Origin of the sequence: Maridesulfovibrio sp. FT414 (genome assembly GCF_050916235.1) — a bacterium.
Taxonomy (GTDB): domain Bacteria; phylum Desulfobacterota; class Desulfovibrionia; order Desulfovibrionales; family Desulfovibrionaceae; genus Maridesulfovibrio.
The window spans coordinates 2,850,123-2,867,977 of the sequence record NZ_CP104854.1 but is presented as its reverse complement, the minus strand read 5'-3'; the positions used below and the strand labels follow the sequence as shown (position 1 = coordinate 2,867,977).

17 protein-coding genes are annotated in these 17,855 nt (G+C 50.7%); 6 read left to right on the top strand and 11 right to left on the bottom strand.

Going from position 1 to position 17,855, the window contains the following annotated elements:
• Positions 1 to 235: 235 nt before the first annotated feature.
• Positions 236 to 895 carry a YkgJ family cysteine cluster protein gene (locus N7E73_RS12780; protein ID WP_432735157.1) on the top strand — a complete coding sequence of 220 codons (660 nt, stop codon included), beginning with the start codon at positions 236 to 238 and terminating at the stop codon, positions 893 to 895.
• Between the two features lie 13 nt (positions 896 to 908).
• Complete coding sequence (locus N7E73_RS12775; protein WP_432735154.1) at positions 909 to 1,178, top strand: hypothetical protein; 270 nt, start codon at positions 909 to 911, stop codon at positions 1,176 to 1,178.
• A gap of 210 nt (positions 1,179 to 1,388) precedes the next feature.
• Here N7E73_RS12775 and N7E73_RS12770 read toward each other — a convergent pair whose 3' ends face one another.
• A complete protein-coding gene (locus tag N7E73_RS12770) occupies positions 1,389 to 1,793 on the bottom strand; it encodes a DUF523 domain-containing protein (protein ID WP_432735151.1) in 405 nt (134 codons plus the stop codon).
• 95 nt (positions 1,794 to 1,888) lie between these two features.
• On the opposite strand from N7E73_RS12770, the gene N7E73_RS12765 reads away from it, so the two are divergent.
• Positions 1,889 to 3,238, top strand: a complete 1,350-nt coding sequence (locus tag N7E73_RS12765) for an L-serine ammonia-lyase (RefSeq protein WP_432735149.1) — start codon at positions 1,889 to 1,891, stop codon at positions 3,236 to 3,238.
• Positions 3,239 to 3,312: 74 nt separating this feature from the next.
• Here N7E73_RS12765 and N7E73_RS12760 read toward each other — a convergent pair whose 3' ends face one another.
• From N7E73_RS12760 to N7E73_RS12740, 5 genes are all read right to left on the bottom strand, one after another.
• On the bottom strand, positions 3,313 to 5,049 hold the full coding sequence (locus N7E73_RS12760; RefSeq protein ID WP_432735147.1) for a phosphoenolpyruvate carboxykinase (ATP): 1,737 nt from the start codon (positions 5,047 to 5,049) through the stop codon (positions 3,313 to 3,315).
• A gap of 496 nt (positions 5,050 to 5,545) precedes the next feature.
• Positions 5,546 to 6,673 carry a sodium ion-translocating decarboxylase subunit beta gene (locus N7E73_RS12755; protein WP_432735146.1) on the bottom strand — a complete coding sequence of 376 codons (1,128 nt, stop codon included), beginning with the start codon at positions 6,671 to 6,673 and terminating at the stop codon, positions 5,546 to 5,548.
• A gap of 9 nt (positions 6,674 to 6,682) precedes the next feature.
• Positions 6,683 to 6,961: an OadG family protein gene (locus tag N7E73_RS12750; RefSeq protein ID WP_432735145.1), complete on the bottom strand. Its 279-nt coding sequence runs from the start codon at positions 6,959 to 6,961 to the stop codon at positions 6,683 to 6,685.
• A gap of 33 nt (positions 6,962 to 6,994) precedes the next feature.
• Complete coding sequence (locus N7E73_RS12745; RefSeq protein ID WP_432735144.1) at positions 6,995 to 8,818, bottom strand: biotin/lipoyl-containing protein; 1,824 nt, start codon at positions 8,816 to 8,818, stop codon at positions 6,995 to 6,997.
• A gap of 1,152 nt (positions 8,819 to 9,970) precedes the next feature.
• Positions 9,971 to 10,144, bottom strand: a complete 174-nt coding sequence (locus N7E73_RS12740; protein WP_432735143.1) for a hypothetical protein — start codon at positions 10,142 to 10,144, stop codon at positions 9,971 to 9,973.
• 561 nt (positions 10,145 to 10,705) lie between these two features.
• On the opposite strand from N7E73_RS12740, the gene cbiM reads away from it, so the two are divergent.
• Entirely contained in the window at positions 10,706 to 11,314 is a 609-nt protein-coding gene (cbiM, locus tag N7E73_RS12735) for a cobalt transporter CbiM (protein WP_432735141.1), read from the top strand.
• Positions 11,315 to 11,379: 65 nt separating this feature from the next.
• On the opposite strand, the gene N7E73_RS12730 is transcribed toward cbiM, so the two are convergent.
• Positions 11,380 to 12,747: an MATE family efflux transporter gene (locus tag N7E73_RS12730; RefSeq protein ID WP_432735140.1), complete on the bottom strand. Its 1,368-nt coding sequence runs from the start codon at positions 12,745 to 12,747 to the stop codon at positions 11,380 to 11,382.
• Between the two features lie 200 nt (positions 12,748 to 12,947).
• Positions 12,948 to 13,220, bottom strand: a complete 273-nt coding sequence (locus tag N7E73_RS12725; protein ID WP_432735139.1) for an HU family DNA-binding protein — start codon at positions 13,218 to 13,220, stop codon at positions 12,948 to 12,950.
• Positions 13,221 to 13,715: 495 nt separating this feature from the next.
• On the opposite strand from N7E73_RS12725, the gene N7E73_RS12720 reads away from it, so the two are divergent.
• Complete coding sequence (locus N7E73_RS12720; RefSeq protein ID WP_432735138.1) at positions 13,716 to 13,988, top strand: co-chaperone GroES; 273 nt, start codon at positions 13,716 to 13,718, stop codon at positions 13,986 to 13,988.
• 48 nt (positions 13,989 to 14,036) lie between these two features.
• The gene (groL, locus tag N7E73_RS12715; RefSeq protein ID WP_432735137.1) at positions 14,037 to 15,626 is read left to right on the top strand and encodes a chaperonin GroEL; all 1,590 of its coding nucleotides are present in this window, start codon (positions 14,037 to 14,039) and stop codon (positions 15,624 to 15,626) included.
• Between the two features lie 125 nt (positions 15,627 to 15,751).
• Here groL and N7E73_RS12710 read toward each other — a convergent pair whose 3' ends face one another.
• The 3 genes from N7E73_RS12710 to N7E73_RS12700 form a co-directional block, all read right to left on the bottom strand.
• On the bottom strand, positions 15,752 to 16,741 hold the full coding sequence (locus N7E73_RS12710; RefSeq protein ID WP_432735136.1) for an NADase-type glycan-binding domain-containing protein: 990 nt from the start codon (positions 16,739 to 16,741) through the stop codon (positions 15,752 to 15,754).
• Positions 16,742 to 16,914: 173 nt separating this feature from the next.
• A complete protein-coding gene (locus N7E73_RS12705; RefSeq protein ID WP_432735135.1) occupies positions 16,915 to 17,190 on the bottom strand; it encodes a hypothetical protein in 276 nt (91 codons plus the stop codon).
• A gap of 125 nt (positions 17,191 to 17,315) precedes the next feature.
• Positions 17,316 to 17,780 (bottom strand): methylglyoxal synthase, encoded by a 465-nt coding sequence (locus N7E73_RS12700; RefSeq protein ID WP_432735134.1) that lies wholly within the window; start codon positions 17,778 to 17,780, stop codon positions 17,316 to 17,318.
• Between the last annotated feature and the right edge of the window lie 75 nt (positions 17,781 to 17,855).

Below are 17,855 nucleotides of genomic sequence, written 5' to 3'. Positions count from 1 at the left end.
GGGAAAGATACCCTTAAGTGAAAAAAAACACAACCTAAGGTGTGAGATAAAGAACTTACACACTTTTTGTCAACACATGATTGAAATTATCAGCGATGACAAAATTCGGGACTTGCCAAGCAGCCCGGATTAAGCGTAATTACTCATCCCTACACAAGGTGCGTCAATAGCAAATATTACCTACAGAAATTTTTGATAACCAGCAACATAAACTTGAAAAAGTGATTGTCTTAATATGAATGAATGCAAACAGTGCGGTACCTGCTGCCGCAAAGGCGGTCCGGCCCTTCACACCCAGGACCTTGGACTGCTCAGGGAGTCCGAGGGTCTTGATCTTACAGACATTGTAACCCTCAGGAAAGGTGAGCTTGTCTTTGACCAGCCCGAGAACGCAGTCGCCCCCCTCAAGGAAGAAATTCTTAAGGTAAAGGGAGCAGGCGGATCATGGACCTGCAAATTCCTGGCTGTCTCCTCACAGGTCTGCCGGATCTACAAGAACCGTCCCCTTGAATGTCAGACCCTTTTCTGCGGCGATCCCGACCCCCTTTTGAAAATATACGATAAGGATCGACTTACCCGCAGGGACATACTGCCCGAAGGACATCCTGTTCTGGAACTTATCGAAGAGCATGACAGACGGTGTTCCCCGAAAAAACTGGCCTCCCTTGCAACTGAGGTCGTTGCGGACTGGAACGGCAAGGAAGACCTCAGGGCTGATCTGCGCGAAATGATGATTTATGATAAATCCGTGCGCGACCTCGTAGTCGAAAAAGCCGGACTTCCCGAAGAAGCCATGGACTTTTTCTTCGGACGTCCCCTTGGAATCATCCTGAAAGGATACGGCATCATTTCCACGCCCAACGGCAATTCCTTTTCACTGCGCAAAGCATCCTGACGGGAGATAAAAGATGAAAGATGAACGCGGACTTTACTACTACCCTTCCCTTCAGACCCGCGACACAAGAATGTATGTTCGTGAAAACCTTGGTTCTGTAGAATTCCGTCTTTGGTCCAACGAGAATCCCGTCATTTGGGACAAACATGAATGGCTGCCTTACGACGTGATTCTTGAAGCTGCCGAAGAGTACAAGAAACGCGGGTCCGACCGCAACCCGCTTGCCCTTTACGATCTTGGTGTGGCGCAGCAGCTCATCAAAGAAGACAAGATCACTCATTAATGATTTCGCATAGAGAGAAAAGGAAGTCAGGCTCACAACAGCCTTTATCTGGCTGCCGCTTGTGCCTGCGCTGTCATGATCCCGAATCCTGATTTGCTTCGCTGTGCAAACTGAAAGACATTTTCTTTTTTCAGGAAAATTGTTCGGGAACGCTTATTTAATAGTAAGCCCAAAAACGGCCCGGAAATCCTTTCGATTTCCGGGCCGTTTTTATTCGGTTTCAACCTCAATGCCTTCCCTTTTGAGAATGGCTGCAAACAATCCGTCTCCCTCGACAAGTTTGCTGCTGAACGTGCCATCGTAAACCATGCCGCTGCCGCATGACGGGGACCTAGCCTTCAGAATGGCCTTCCGGGCGCCTACCATCTTTGCCAGCTTGAGGCATTCCTCTGCGCCGCGCAGAAAATTATCGGTAACATCAACACCCTTTTCAGTGAGCACCCTGTTGCTGACAATCTCACATGCCGGACGCGGGGTAGGAAGCCCCCCCAGCTGTTCAGGACAGACCGGGACAGCCCGGCCTTCGCGAACCAGTCCCATGACCCGCTCATCCGCGTTATCCCTGCCGTCATATCTGCAACAAAGCCCGGCAAGACAACCGCTTACAATATACATATGTTCAACCTCCAGAGGCCGAAAGTTCGTTGTTACAATTCCTGCTGTATGCTAGTGCTAATTTCACAAACAACTTCCACGGTCAAGGAGGACTTATGATCGCCATTACCACTTCCGTTTTCGAACTCTTCAAAATCGGTCCCGGGCCGTCCAGCTCCCATACAATCGGCCCCATGCGGGCCGGGTACAATTTTTACAGTTCCGTAAGGGAGCTGACGCTTTCGGAGACTCCAGACAATCTTGAGGTTCGCCTGTACGGAAGCCTTAGTGCAACAGGGGAGGGGCACGGCACCGACCGTGCGGTTATTGCCGGACTGCTCGGTTATCTTCCCGACACCGTGGACTGCTCTTTTCTGGACAGCCTCGCCGACAGATCCAGCCATAAGTTCGACAGCGGAAACATCTCCCTGCCCATAAGCGTCAATAACGTTGTCTTTGCAGAGGTGGAAAACAGTTTTCCCTACGCAAACACCCTGCTCATCAGGCTAAAAAAAGGGGATACCATTATCCATGAGCAGGAGTACTACTCCATCGGCGGAGGATTCATTAAATGGAAAGGAGAACTGGAGGAAATCCCCTGCGCTCCAAAATACAAGTACTCATGCATGGAAGAGTTGAAGCAGATCCTTACTGACAAGGAGATGAGACTGCACCAGCTTGTACTGGAGAACGAATCTTCCGTTACCGGGCTCAACGAGGACGAAATAAACATAAAGCTGGACGCCATAATCGATACCATGAAGAAAGCCGTTGAAAACGGGCTGTCCGCCGAAGGAGTGCTGCCCGGCCCCATCGGACTGCACCGTAAAGCCAAAAGATTGTATGGCAGCAGCTCAAAACCGAATGCTGCGGACGCTTTCCTGCTGCGCCTCAACGCATACGGATTTGCTGCTTCCGAAGAAAATGCGGCCGGTCATATTGTAGTAACTGCTCCGACTTCCGGTTCCGCCGGGGTAATTCCGGCTGTGGTCTACGCACTGGAGGAAGATCTGGGCATCAGCAGGGAAATGGTCCGTCAGGGAATGCTCGTTGCAGCGGCCCTTGGCTTCATTGCAAAACACAATGCCAGTATTGCCGGTGCCGAGGTTGGTTGTCAGGGTGAAATCGGGGTTGCTTCGGCCATGGCTGCCGGGCTGGTAACCTACGCCAATGGATTCCGTTTCTGGCGAACCGAGAATGCGGCGGAAACAGCACTGGAGCACCACCTCGGTCTTACATGCGACCCGGTCGGGGGATACGTGCAGATTCCGTGCATTGAAAGGAATGCCATGGGAGCTGTCCGAGCATACAACGCGTACCTGATCGCCAGCGTTGAGAATGAACAGTTCCACAAGGTGACTTACGATGAAGTAGTGAAGGCCATGGCCGACACCGGCAGAGACATGGATTCAAGATACAAGGAGACATCACTCGGCGGATTGGCTGTATCGGTCCCCAACTGCTGACAGCAGATTTTACTGAACGAAAAAAACGCCCCGCAAGCTGATGTCTGCGGGGCGTTTTTTCTTTTATTGTAAAGCTATGCCTTAACGTGGAGCAGCTTGGTGAGCTTGGCCAGCAGTTCAGGCTTGCAGTTCAGATCATCTTCCTGCTCAAGGAAATGTCTGCGCTGGGCAAAACGGTCCTTGAGGGTCTGGATGTACTCTGCACGGTTATCAACGTTTTCAGGGTTGTAGGTGTCGTAATAACCGGGCAGCACCCTTTCCATGCAGTTACGCTTGGGAATCTGCGCTCCGGGCAGCAGATCCCAGTCTTCCCACTCCAGTTTGTCGGTAAGGATCATGGACTGCAGGGTCAGAGAGGTCTGCAGGGGAATGGGATTCAGGTCGGAATCGGAGGATTTCCAGAATCCGACGGAGTTGAAACTGTAGCCGTGCGCGCCGCAGTCGAAGACATTGGCGAATGCTTCAACATCCTTCCAGAGTTCGTAAACGCGGAAGGGGTTGGCAAAAGGAATAAATACCAGTTTCTTCAGCTCTTCTTCCGATACGTTCTCGGCGAGGTTGCGCTTGGTCATGAGAGCTGCACCCATGGCTACTGCAAGGTAGGTATCGGTGAAACGAATGATGGGAGGCAGACAGGAATCCTTCATCAGCCAGCACAGGGAATCTGGGAATGTGCAGCGATTGACGTATTCGCCGAGCACGTCACGGTCGATAAGAGCGCGGCCGTTGGGGTTGCGGATATCCTGTCCGAGCGGCATGACTTTTCCGTCAATCTCAAGCATGGCATGGTTCATGACCGATACCATGTATTTCCAGTCCGGGTTGCCCAGAGGCCGGGAGTCGGTCTTGTCAAAAAGCGTCGGTTCCCAGGCACGGCAGACACGGTTTTCAATATCAATCTGGAATGCATCGTCGTGCAGAACCTTCTTGGTAAAACCGGCCGGCAGAGTTCCGCCATTGTCGTGCGAGTTGGTGTGTGAGGATTTACCTGTTCCGGAGAGACCGAAAAAGGCAATGGATTTCTTGCCCAGACCCTTGATTTCTGCGTCGGAGCATTCAGCAAAATCGATTTCCTTGATACCGCCGTGACATGCTGCCATGCCGACACGGATACCGGAAGTCCAGGCCAAGGTGAGAGTGCCTTTCTTGCGTTCGCCGAAATAGCGCATGCCGAAGTTGTAGATTACGTTGCACTCTTCATCCACGAGGGCCAGCTGCGGGAAGCCCTGATTGTGATAGAAAGGATCGGTGTTGCGCCAGAGGTTGTCACCGATAATGATGATGTCCTGAATGGGCAGCTTTGCACTTTCAGCATATTCTTTGGCAAGTTCGTCAAAGGGAGTGAAGTTGACCAGCCAGTTGAAAATGTTGGCGGCATCATCTTCACCGCCGAGAATGGTGGCCTTAATCATGAGGTCCTGATCAAGACCCACGACTGCTTCAGCCTTAATCAACGACCGTTCCTGCATGTCGGAAATAGCTTCACGCAGATCACCGAGAACCTTGCGCTGATCAGCACCGCTGAGCCTGTTGTAAAAACGGCGGGCCATGGCGGTACGGCCGACAATTTTACCGTGGCAGTGGTTCAGCAGCTTTGCGCCTTCGGGAAGACCGAGACGTTTGGCAGCTTCCGGATAAATGGGGTGGTCTGTTTCCATTACATCCCACTGCTTGCGGGCAAGATCATAAGCTTCAGCTGCTGTCACCTTGCGGACCCGTTTATCGGCAAGAAGGGTTTCCGCAATAGCGCGCAACGGCGGAATCTTGGAAAGATCGTCTTTATAGAATTCGTAGGTTGACTGACTGGCCACTTTTTTCCTCCAAAGAAAATGTTAAGTCCAACGGCTACCGAAAAGCCGTCCCTGATGGACTTGTTATATGATTTTTTATTTACAGGCCGTAAAAAAGAACAATTACCCTCAAATTTTCGAGTCCTGCCCGAGGCATTCCCTATGGACCCGCAAATCTGCCTGTGATTACGGCATTCACTTTTTTCCCGGCCTGTAACTCCATTTGCGATAAATTACCACTGTTCATTTGTCCCAAAAACAAGAGAGGACTTCCTGGAGAACAGTTCCCTGTTGGTGCACGCAAATGTATTCCACAATTTATACAGTCAAAGCCGTGCCGGTAAAAGGCTACAGCATTGAGAAGGGCGCATTCTCGGTTATGAGAATGCGCCCTATTCATCTTAATATGCCTGTACCTTTTTCTGCTTGGTCGCCTTCATAGTCTTGGCAACAGACGCAAGTGTACACTTACGTTTAGTCTGCATCTTTCGGGTATCAAGCTTCATGGCTACCGATCCTACATTGCCAGAACAGACCAGAGCACACCGGCTGCGACAGCGGAACCGAGAACCCCGGCAACGTTGGGGGCCATGGCATGCATGAGCAGGAAGTTATGCGGATCTTCATCACGGGCAATCATCTGGACAACCCTTGCGGAGTCGGGAACGGCGGAAACGCCGGCTGCACCGATCAGCGGATTGAGTTTATCCTTGAGGAACAGGTTCATGATTTTGGCAAAACCGACTCCACTGGCGGTAGCCACACAGAAGGAAGCAGCACCGAGACCGAAGATAAGCAGACTGTCCGGAGTAAGGAAGGTCTGGGCCTGAGTGGATGCACCTACGGAGAAACCGAGCAGGATGGTAACGGAGTCGATGAGCGCGGTACGCGCTGTTTCCGCCAGACGCTCGGTAACACCGGATTCCTTGAGCAGGTTACCGAAGAAGAGCATACCGACCAGGGCAAGCGACCCCGGAGCGATAAGAGCGGTAATGATGAATCCGCCCACCGGGAAAAGCACTTTTTCACGGGTGGTTACTGTACGGGGTGCAGTCATGCGGATAAGACGCTCTTTTTTGCTGGTCATGAGCTTCATGATCGGCGGCTGGATTACCGGAACAAGTGCCATGTAGGAGTAAGCCGCAATGGCGATAGCTCCCAGCAGATGCGGTGCCAGCTTGGACGAAAGGAAGATGGCCGTAGGACCGTCCGCCCCGCCGATAATACCGATGGAAGCTGCTTCAGCGGGAGTAAATCCCATATACAGCGCTCCGATGAGAGTCGCGAAGATACCCATCTGGGCTGCTGCGCCGAGCAGAATAAGTTTCGGGTTGGAGAGCATGCACGAAAAGTCGGTCATGGCTCCGATTCCCAGGAAGATCAGCGGCGGGAAGACCCCTTTGCTGACGCCGAAGTAGATATAGTAAAGCACGCTGCCTTCGTCATAAACGCTGAGCGGCATACCCGCGATGGCGGGAATGTTGCCCACGATGGCTCCGAACCCGATGGGCAGGAGCAGCAGCGGCTCGTAATCCTTGATAATAGCCAGAGCGATGAAGACGGCACCGATAACAATCATGATGAGGTTACCGGGGGTCATCTGAGCAAAGCCCGTTGTGCTTAAGAAGTGAAGAAGTATATCCATAACGTCCGTCTAGCCCTTGTTTTTATGCAGGTACGCCACTGCAGCGGCCACAATTTCCGCTTCAGAAGGCCCGCTCTTGATAGTGGGCGCGGGAGCTTTGGCCACCGGCCCGTGGTGGTGGGCTGAAGGCGGAATAATCTTGTTGCAGAGTGCGACAATCTTGGGCAGCAGCGCAATGTAGCAGCTGACCAAAACCAGGGCGACGAACACGATGCTCATGCCGGTTAAGGAAAGTGCCACGCCGTTGCCGGCAACCACGTTATCCCAGCTGAACAACACTTGTTGCATTGGAGTCTCCTATTGCGCTTAAGTGTTGCGGGGCTAGACGGTCATCTCGGCAAGAAGCTGGCCCTGCTGCACCTGATCTCCCGCAGTAACTGCGAAAGAGGTGACAGTACCGGCCTTGTGTGCCTTGACTTCCATTTCCATCTTCATTGCTTCCATAACCACTATGGTCTGTCCTTCCTGAACCGCAGTACCGGGTTCGACAGCCGTACGGATGATCAGACCGGGCATGGGAGCCGCTATCGGCTCAGTTGCACCGGCGGAAGCTGCGGTAGCACCGGCTGAAGCTGCTGCATCACCGGCTCCTACAGAGTAGGACTTGCCGTTGATTGTTGCGGTGGCACCATCAACATTTACAGTGTAGGACTTGCCGTCCACAGTAACGTTGACTGTTCCCGAACCGGAACCGCCACCAACTGTTGCACCGAGCTTCTGAAGCTGTTCGGCTTCAACGTCCTTCTTGTAACGGATGCCGATACGGGCGTTGCCTTTAAGGAAGTTGACGCCCTTGTCCTTGCAGGTTGCCACGATGAAGATGTTCTCTTCGCTAAGCTCAAAGCCCTCTTTCTCGCAGGTTTCGCGAGCGGGCTTGAGACCCTTGCTGGGATCTGCGTCGTTGATTTCAAGGGGAGTCTTGGTAGTGGGTTCAAGGCCCATCTGTTCGGAAGCAAGCTTTACAACTTCTGCATCCGGAGCGACCGGGGTCTTGCCGAAGTAGCCCAGAACCATCTTGCCGTAACCGTCTGCAAACTTCTTCCAGGGACCGAACATGACGTTGTTGAACGCCTGCTGGAAGTAGAACTGGGAAACAGGGGTAACGGAAGTTCCGAATCCGCCCTTGCGTACCACTTCACTCATGGCCCGGATGATTTCCGGGTACCTGTCCATGAGGCCGTTATCGCGCAGCATCTGGGTATTAGCAGTCAACGCGCCGCCGGGCATGGGGCTGAAGGGAATCATGGGATCAACCTGAGTTGCTTCAGGCGGCAGGAAATAATCCTTCATACAGTCACGGAAGACATCCTCGGCCTTGATGATCTTGTCGATGTCAACGTCGATGGTGTAGTCGGTGCCGCGCAGAATGTGCCACATGGTGACAATATCGGTCTGGCAGGTTCCGCCGGAGGCAGGAGCCATGGACAGGTCGATAGCATCAGCACCGGCCTCGATAGCCGACATGTAGCAGAGTCCGCCGATTCCGGCTGTCTCGTGGGTATGGAAATGCAGCATGACGTCAGCAGGCAGCATCTTCTTGGCCAACTTTATAGTTTCGTGAACCTTGGATGGGGTAGATGTACCGGATGCGTCTTTAAAACATACTGAATCAAAAGGAATTCCCGCATCAAGAATCTGGCGCAGGGTCTTCTCATAGAAAGCCGCGTCGTGTGCGCCTGAACATCCGGGAGGCAGTTCCATCATGGAAACAACCACCTGATGCTTGAGGCCGGCATCAACTATACACTGACCGCTGTAGATCAGGTTGTTGACATCGTTTAGAGCGTCAAAGTTACGGATTGTGGTTATGCCGTGTTTGGCAAAAAGATCGGCATGGGCTTTGATGACATCACTGGGCTGGGACTCAAGACCGACCACGTTGACACCGCGGGCAAGCGTCTGAAGATCGGCATCAGGACCTGCGGTCTCCCTGAACCTGTCCATCATTTCAAAGGCACATTCATTGGAATAGAAATAGAGGGCCTGGAACCGTGCACCTCCGCCAGCTTCAAACCAGTCAATCCCTGCTTCCTTAGCCGCTGCTACAGCAGGCAGGAAATCATCGGTTTTGACCCTGGCTCCGTAAACGGACTGAAAGCCGTCACGAAAAGCAGTACACATGAACCTAATCTTTTTCTTGGCCACTTCCCCTCCCTATGGTTTGAGAATGGAGAGAACTACCGCAGACAGCAGCCTGCAGTTCCACATTCTTGTTAAACCCAAATTTTAAAAGGAAACCAGTATTTTACGAGAACATTTTCGTCTAGCCAGATGTAAAGTGCGGCAGTGTGACGAGCTGAAAGTTAAACTGACCTAACACATTCCTCTGACAATTTCAGCAAAAAAGAACGGCTTAAAAAAATTTAAGTAGTTGCAATTAAATTTGGGACCATTTTAATATTGTTATAAAATTAATACAGACCACTCAAAAGTGGCACATACAAACAATAAACATCTATTATTAAATAATAATTTATCTTTATTCAAACACAATACCTCGGAAAACGCCCAGACACATCATACCGTTTCTCATTTTTGAACGACTGCTCACTCATTAATTATTTTGTTCACAAATGAACCCTATTTTGAACGAAAAACAACAATATCGTAGCCAACCTTTAGTGTGAATTAACATTTTTGTCTCCATTAACATACGAACTTGCGCATATGAACAATTACCTACCCCACTGGTAGTTGTTTAAGAAAATATGCTAATGCGAAATTCGCAATCGAGAAAACGCAATTATCTGATTCCCTTCAAAATCCCCATATCTTTCGCTACCATTGGAAACAAACCATTCCACCAAGCCCAATCGACTGCACCCCCGCTTTTCACATGAGAATACGACACAAAAGAAAAGGAGCCTTTCCCGGGAAAGACTCCTTTCATAAATTACCGATGGAGCTAAAAGAACTATCTACAGAAAACTAAAATACACCCAATCAGCTAAATTTATAGTGTTTTACAACTTTTGTAGATGTTTATTTTTTGTTCTTTTCACTTGAGCAGCTCTCTTCATTGCAGGTAGGCGTCGAAGAACAGCTGCAGCCACAACCACATCCTCCCCAGGACTTACCAAACCATTTTCGGCCTAGAAAAACTACTGCCACACCTATTACTATAAAAACCAGAATATCCTGCATTTAGCCCTCTCATAAATGATATAGCTTTTCATTCTCAAACAACAATTAATAATCAGACCGACAAAGTCAAGAAAAGGACACAGGTTCATGAAAAGCAAAATCCCCCTGACACAATGCGTTCAGAGGGATTTCACTGTACTCTTGAGTCCATGCTCAAGCCAGAAAGTTTTGCAGCAGCCCCAGAAATTTCCCGACCTGTACGGGAAACCTGTCGAACAGCGTTCTGCATGCCATATATGTAGCGAACAGGAAAGCCGCGAATCCGCTCCAGACTACTACATCGAAGATGACCGGTATTGCTTTTTCAGAGATCCTTCTTTTACTCATAATCTCCTCCTGCCCTGTACATATGCAATGGCCGCGCCATCATTCCGAGTACCAGCAACTACGCGGTACTAGGGCAAAAAAAAAGGCACCCCGCAATTCTAGGTGCCATTAATTTGTCAGCACAGCCTATTACTCGTGGTTGCGGACAAAGAACCTGAAAACACCCCCCAGGCAGATCAGGAACCACTCAACCCCGATACCGGCAGACACTTATTAACATAGCCACCTGCAAGAAAGCCTGTTTTCATGAATTTGATTTATCCCCTTACCACTGAAGCAAATATCCGGTTCACCCTTCATACATAAGAATACGATGGCTTAGTCAAACCTCATAAGGAACGGCAACAAGCATAATCATGTTCACATAATTGACTCTGTTATCAACTGCCATGGCCCCAAAACAGCGACCAGCCTTTTGAAACAATCCGCACCAAAGGACTGCGAATCCCCCCTTGACTCAAACTGCATGGTGCTATAGTTTTAAAAAAAGTATGCAGCAAGAACCCCGACAAATCAAAATCAGGTTCCCTGCATCTACATATTTTATAAGGAAGGCTCAAAATGCACATATCCGAGGGAGTTCTCTCCATTCCTGTCCTTGCTGTCGGAGCGGCAACAGCCATTGCCGGAACAATGATAGGCCTGAAAAAACTCGATTCCGAAAAACTGGTGTCCGCCGCACTGCTTTCTTCAGTTTTTTTCGTTGCCTCGCTCATCCACATTCCAATCGGCCCTTCCAGTGCACACCTTATTCTCAGCGGCCTCATGGGGCTGATCCTCGGCTGGGCAGCCTTCCCGGCAATTTTGACAGGTCTTCTGCTGCAGGCGGTCCTCTTCCAGTTCGGCGGCCTGACAGTACTTGGGGTCAATACCACCATCATGGCTCTCCCTGCCGTGATCTGCCACTACCTTTTCCGGCCTATGCTGAGCAAGACCGGCTTCACAGTGAACGTTGGAGCTTTTCTGTGCGGGGCGATGTCCATCGCGATGTCTACCATCCTCACAGCCTTTGCCCTTTCATTCACCGACGAAAGCTTCATCTCTGCTGCAAGACTGCTGGTCTATGGTCATATTCCCATCATGATAATTGAAGGCTTCATTTGCGTTTTTGCCTATGGCTTCCTCCAGAAGGTAAGACCAGAAATCCTGCTCCTGAGTCAGGAAACATAATCTTTCAAGATCAGACTACCTGAAAAGCAAGGCCGGAACAGACATGCTGTTCCGGCCTTTTTTTATCAGATGACCTTCATTTTCTCCCACTTCCCGCCCTTGAAGCGGAAGTAGAAGATGGTACTGAGTACCAGTACATAGGAGGTGAATATCGTCCACAGGAAGCGGTCATCCCACTTGAAGACCTCGACCCCGAGGTAGCAGGGTATGACCATGAGGGCTACACAGAAAAAGCCGACCGTCTTCATGATGAAAACAACATCGCCCGCCCCCTTCAGGGCGCCTGAATACACCAGGGCCAAGCCGTCAAAGAGAATATAGACCGCAACAAACAGGAGATAGATCCTGCCGTGAGTAAGTACCTCTGCAAACTGGACATCAGTCAGGTCATGGGGCCGGAACAAAGAGATCAGAGTATCAGGGATAACCATATATATAACTCCCATCAGCAGCATCCAGACGCAGACGATGTGGAAGGCACACCGGGTTGCCCGTTTGGCATAATCGGGCCTGCCCTGACCTATGGCCTGCCCGACCAGCGTACTGACCCCGATTCCAACACCATAGGCCGGAAAGAACGAGATACCGTCAATGGACAGGACTATATTGCTTGCGGCAAGTATCGTCGTGCCCAGCCTGCCGATCATGTAGACAAAAAAAGTCACGGCAAAAATATCCAGAAAGAACTGCACACCGTTTGAAAGCCCGAATCGGGTGAATCTCCTGAAAAGCTCCGGATCGAAATGCCAGCGGCTTCTGGTTCTGAAACGATGTTCGTTTTCACGGCTGAACACAAGCGGACAATAGATGGCAACAATCAGACACCAGGACATTACTGTGGCGATCCCGGCTCCCCTGATACCCATCTCGGGAAACGGCCCCACACCGTAAATCAGGGCGTAATCCAGGGGGATGTTGATGACCGCGCCGATCATATTCACGATCATGACGGTTCTGGTCAAACCACGTCCGGAGTAGAACCCCGACAAGGTGGTATCCAGCAGAGGGAGACCGCCGCCAAGCAGGAGTATCCTGAAATAAAGAATCTCAAGTTCCAGCACTTCCGGAGGATGCCCTCCGCTTACCAGAACCGGGGTCAGCAGGTAGGCCATTGAAGCCAGCAGAACCCATGCCCCGAGGGAAAAATAGATTCCCTGCCAAAGGCTTACGGCGACCTTTTCCGGTTTTGCCGCGCCGGTATACTGGGCGATGAAGACATTAACGTAACTGGCCACTCCCATAAAAAATGATATGAACAGGAATGCAAGGATACCGGCAGGCAGGGCCGCGGCAATGGCTTCCACCGAGTACCGACCCAGAAAGATCCTGTCCGTCACCTGCATGATGGTGGTGGAGGCCATGCTCACGGCCAGCGGGACACTTATGTTCAGTACATCCCGATAGCCGAAAGGCTTATTCCATAGGGGTAACATTTTAAAACTCCGTTAATTACAAAGACAAGATTATTTGAATCGCGAAAATAAGCTCTGAACAATTTTGATATATCGTAAAACACACCCCAACCGTCTAGCGGGAAAACCGGAAGTTTGGAAGACTATTATTTGCACACCAACAAAAAAAGCCGCATCCGGAATGTCCCGGATGCGGCTTTTAACAGTCCAATTATCAGCGACTATTTAACTGCGTCCTTAAGAAATTTACCGGGGGTGAATTTTACACCGCGGGAAGCAGGAATCTGGATGGTTTCGCCGGTCTGGGGGTTACGGCCAGTACGGGAGGAACGCTCAACGGTCTTGAAAGTGCCGAATCCTGTAAGGGTAACATTGCCTTCTTCTTTAAGGCCGTCTTCGATGGCACTGAGAACAGCTTCGAGGGCTACGTTTGCGTCTTTAGCGCTCAGATCCAGTTTTTCCCGGATTTTCTTAACAAGAACAGTCTTACTCATAATTAACTCCTTCAAAGTGATTTAGCTCCGCATACGCAGCGGAATATCCGTCCCCTCAGATGCCCCTACACCAGACGAGCAGAAAAAGCCATAGTTCAAGGCAGATCTTAACTCAATGAGGTATTATTTTAATAGAAGCACATTACCGGAGTCTTACCCCTGCAGACACTGCAGGACAGGGCATAATCGGGTCGGACGTCGCGGATTACAGGCAATGGCGGGATATTGTCAAGCTCAAAACCAATACGAAAGCCAATAAGCACCATTATTTGGCATCATATCCGTAAAAAAGGGCTCCCACAATTTTTTTACGCACTTTTTTTACCCTCGGTGTTGACTTCCTGCCTCCCTGTCTTAGATTAAGTCAGCTTCCCACTGGGAGGTTCCCGGCCTGCAGCAACATGCAGGCTTTTGAAATTCAAAAGTCTGATCCGCCCATTCACGCGGATTACTTATCATTAGCAAAACAAAGTTTATTCTATTCTGGAGGAATTTATGAATCTCAAACCGTTACAGGATCGTGTTCTCATCAAGCGTCTGGAAAGCGAACAGAAAACCGCCGGTGGCATCATCATCCCCGACTCCGCTAAAGAAAAACCCATGAAAGGTGAAGTTGTTGCCGCAGGTCCTGGTAAAGACAAGAACCCCATGACCGTCAAGGCCGGAGACATCGTTCTTTTCGCAAAGTACGCAGGCAACGAGCTGAAGATCGACTCTGAAGAGTTCATCATCATGCGCGAAGAAGAAATCCTCGCTATCGTAGAATAATCGCCCTTATACTTTCACAACCAATTTTCTATTCAGGAGAATCATTAAATGGCTAAAACCATCGAATTCGACGTTACCGCCCGCGACCGTCTCAAAAAAGGCGTGGACACCCTTGCTGAAGCTGTAAAGGTAACCCTCGGCCCCAAAGGCCGCAACGTTGTCATTGAGAAATCCTGGGGCGCACCCACCATCACCAAGGACGGCGTTACCGTTGCCAAGGAAATCGACCTCGAAGACAAGTTCGAGAACATGGGCGCCCAGATGGTCAAGGAAGTAGCTTCCAAGACCAACGACATCGCCGGTGACGGAACCACCACTGCAACCGTTCTGGCCCAGTCCATCTTTGCTGAAGGCGTAAAGCTCGTTGCAGCAGGCCGCAACCCCATGTCCATCAAACGCGGTATCGACACTGCAGTTGCAGCAATCGTTGACGAACTCGGCAAGCTTGCAAAGCCCACCCGCGACAAAGCTGAAATCGCACAGGTCGGAACCATTTCCGCCAACAGCGACTCCACCATCGGTGAAATCCTCGCCGAAGCCATGGATAAAGTAGGCAAGGAAGGCGTTATCACCGTTGAGGAAGCCAAGTCCATGAAGACCGAACTGGACGTTGTAGAAGGCATGCAGTTCGATCGCGGCTACCTCTCCCCCTACTTCGCAACCGACACCGACAAGATGGTCTGCGAATTCGATAACCCCATGATCCTTCTCTGCGAGAAAAAAGTTTCCAGCATGAAGGAACTGCTCCCCATCCTGGAGCAGGTTCTCAAAATGTCCCGTCCCCTGCTCATCGTAGCTGAAGACGTGGATGGCGAAGCTCTGGCTACCCTCGTAGTAAACAGACTGCGCGCCAACCTTAACGTCTGCGCCATCAAGGCTCCCGGTTTCGGTGACCGCCGCAAGGAAATGCTGAAGGACATCGCCACCCTTACCGGTGCAACCGTTGTTTCCGACGACATCGGCCTTACCCTCGACGCAATGACCGTTGAAGGTCTCGGTACCGCCAAGCGCGTACGCATCGACAAGGAAAACACCGTTATCGTTGACGGTGCAGGTTCCGTTGAAGAGATCAAAGGCCGCGTAAAACAGATCGAAGCCCAGATCGCTGACACTTCCTCCGACTACGACCGTGAAAAGCTGCAGGAACGCCTCGCCAAACTGGTTGGCGGTGTTGCAGTAATCAAAGTCGGTGCTGCTACCGAAGTTGAGATGAAAGAAAAGAAAGCACGCGTGGAAGATGCACTCAACGCAACCCGCGCTGCTGTTGAAGAAGGCATCGTAGCCGGTGGCGGTACCGCCCTGGTCCGCTGCGCCAAAGTTCTCGATGGCCTCAAAGTCGGTAACGACGATGAACTGGCCGGTGTCAACATCATCCGCCGCGCTGCACAGCAGCCCCTGCGCATGATCGCTGAAAACGCAGGCTTTGAAGGTTCCGTTGTCGTAGAAAAGGTTGCCGCCGGCACCGACGGCTTCGGCTTCAACGCTGGAACCGGCGTATACGAAGACCTCATCAAGGCCGGTGTTATCGACCCCAAAAAGGTTACCCGCATCGCCCTGCAGAACGCTGCTTCCGTTTCCGGTCTGCTCCTGACCACCGAATGCGCCATCTCTGACGCAGTCGAAGAAGACGAAGAATAGTTCTGGTTGAATACAAATAAAAAGTCCCCGGAAGCGGCCGCTTCCGGGGACTTTTTTTGTCTATGAAATCAACTGCGCTTTGCGCTTTTGACGATTGAATTTTGCATCCGGAGGCATCTTGCCGGTTAATACTCAAGCTTGTTCTTAACCTTCCAGTCGCCGAATTCCCGCTTGAGGTGATACAGGGCATTCTCCGGCACTTTGTTGACCCGGTGGTCGTAGATTACTGTGTAATCCCCTTTGACCCAGAGCTCAACTTCATCGCGGGTCAAAGTCCTGATGGAGAAATGCAGGCCGGGCGTTGAAACCTGGGCTTCATTGTACTTCTGGAGAACTCCGCGATTATCCAGCATTGCCCGAAAGCTTTCAAACATGGCACTCTCGCGCAGGAAATTATCCTCGGTGAACATCCGCGGATATTCCTGATTCATGGTCACGAAATTACGGTAAAACCTGTCAAAAAAGAACCGCAATTCCTCAAGAACCGCCTTCCGATACTCTTCCCTACCCATTTCATGGGTGGGGATTACCTTTTTTTTCTCAACCGGGGCAGTCCCGTTCACAGCGGCTTGCCCGGCTGCTGCATGCTCCGCCACGGCCCCTGAGTATGCAGCAAGCTCTTCGCTGGTCGCGCGGTGATAATCAATTACCACCTCTGAAATACCGGCATTTCCTGTTCCGCCTTCAGGATAGACGGACTTGATCAATATCCCCATACTGGTCGTGGGATACCCTTTTACTTCAGGCTGCTGGATCTTCCCGGTATCCTGCAGGACAAAACCCTGCCGCTGGCCTCCGGAATAGGAAAGAATCATTTCCTTTACCCGGTTAACCTTGCTGAAATCTTCACCGGTTCCGATACCGTTTCGAATTGAAACCGAATCAATGACAACCTGAGCCGGGAAAAAGAAATGCAGCCACTCGCCGATACCGTTATCCTCTCCCTTCGCAATCCATCCTGTAGTGTAATTGCCGTCGCTCAGAATATTTCCGTTGAATACCGACTCATTATTTTGCGGAAAAAAAGACGAAACCCGCACATGATAGGTTCCTGCCGACGCAAAGCAGGGTAGGAACAGAATAAGCGCACAAATAAACAGGTATTTTCTGATCATTATCTTCTCCGCATATATTGGAATACAAACTGCCCATGGTTTAAACATTTACGGAAACAAACAGCAAGGTCGCTTCGTCATCATTCACCATAAAGAAACAGCCCGGCACCAAAAGAGGCGACGGGCTGTTGGGCGGCAAAAATATCCTCCAGACTCAACTGGAGCTGCCCCTTCTACCAGGGCATGGGATCCATGAGCACGACATCGTCCGAATATTCATAACTGTCAAACTGCTCTGAAAACCAGTCAAAAAAATCGAAAAATGGAAAGATGCGGCGACCGGCCTCAACCTTATCCCATGCCTGTTCCCCTTCGGTAATTATCTCTTTGGAATCAAGAGCCATAATGGGCACCAGATCATCGGGGCAGACATAGGCGACATTGCCTACAACATAATAACGAATGGGCAGATCATTATAAACAACCTGTTTAACAGAAGCAGCAGTCATAAATCCTCTCACATGGGCACACAGTATTAATCCACAAATTTGAAAGGGCCGTGTCGGCCCGTTTTCATCGATTCCGGGCACATATAGATCAAAGCCCGGCAATGCACAACTGACGATAAGCCTGTTCAGATCTTACGCTGGGTATAATCAGAAAAATCCACCGGCTTGATCTCGTACTCTCCGCTGAAATATGGCGATGAAATCAGAAATTCCGCTGAAGAACGGTTGCTTGCCGTAGGAATATTGTAAAGGACCGCGAGTCTGAGCAGAGCCTTGACGTCAACATCATGCGGCTGCGGCTGCATGGGGTCCCAGAAAAAGATCAGCACGTCTATGCGTCCTTCAGAGATCATGGCACCCAACTGCTGGTCACCGCCCAGCGGCCCGGATTTCATCCGGTTGACCGGTTTGAACTCGATTCTGCTGCCTTCGGACCTCTCACGGATAAGATCCTCCACCAGCCCACCGGTTGTACCGGTAGCCAGCAGATTGTGCCGGGACAGGACTTCAAGATTACACTCCACAAAGTCAAGCAGTTCACCCTTGCAGTGATCATGTGCAACAACCGCTATATTCTTGACAGGATTCATACCGGATTCAGCCTCCGTAAAAATGTGATACAAACAGCTTCCCAAACAGGATCAACGCCATGGCAGGGCATAGTA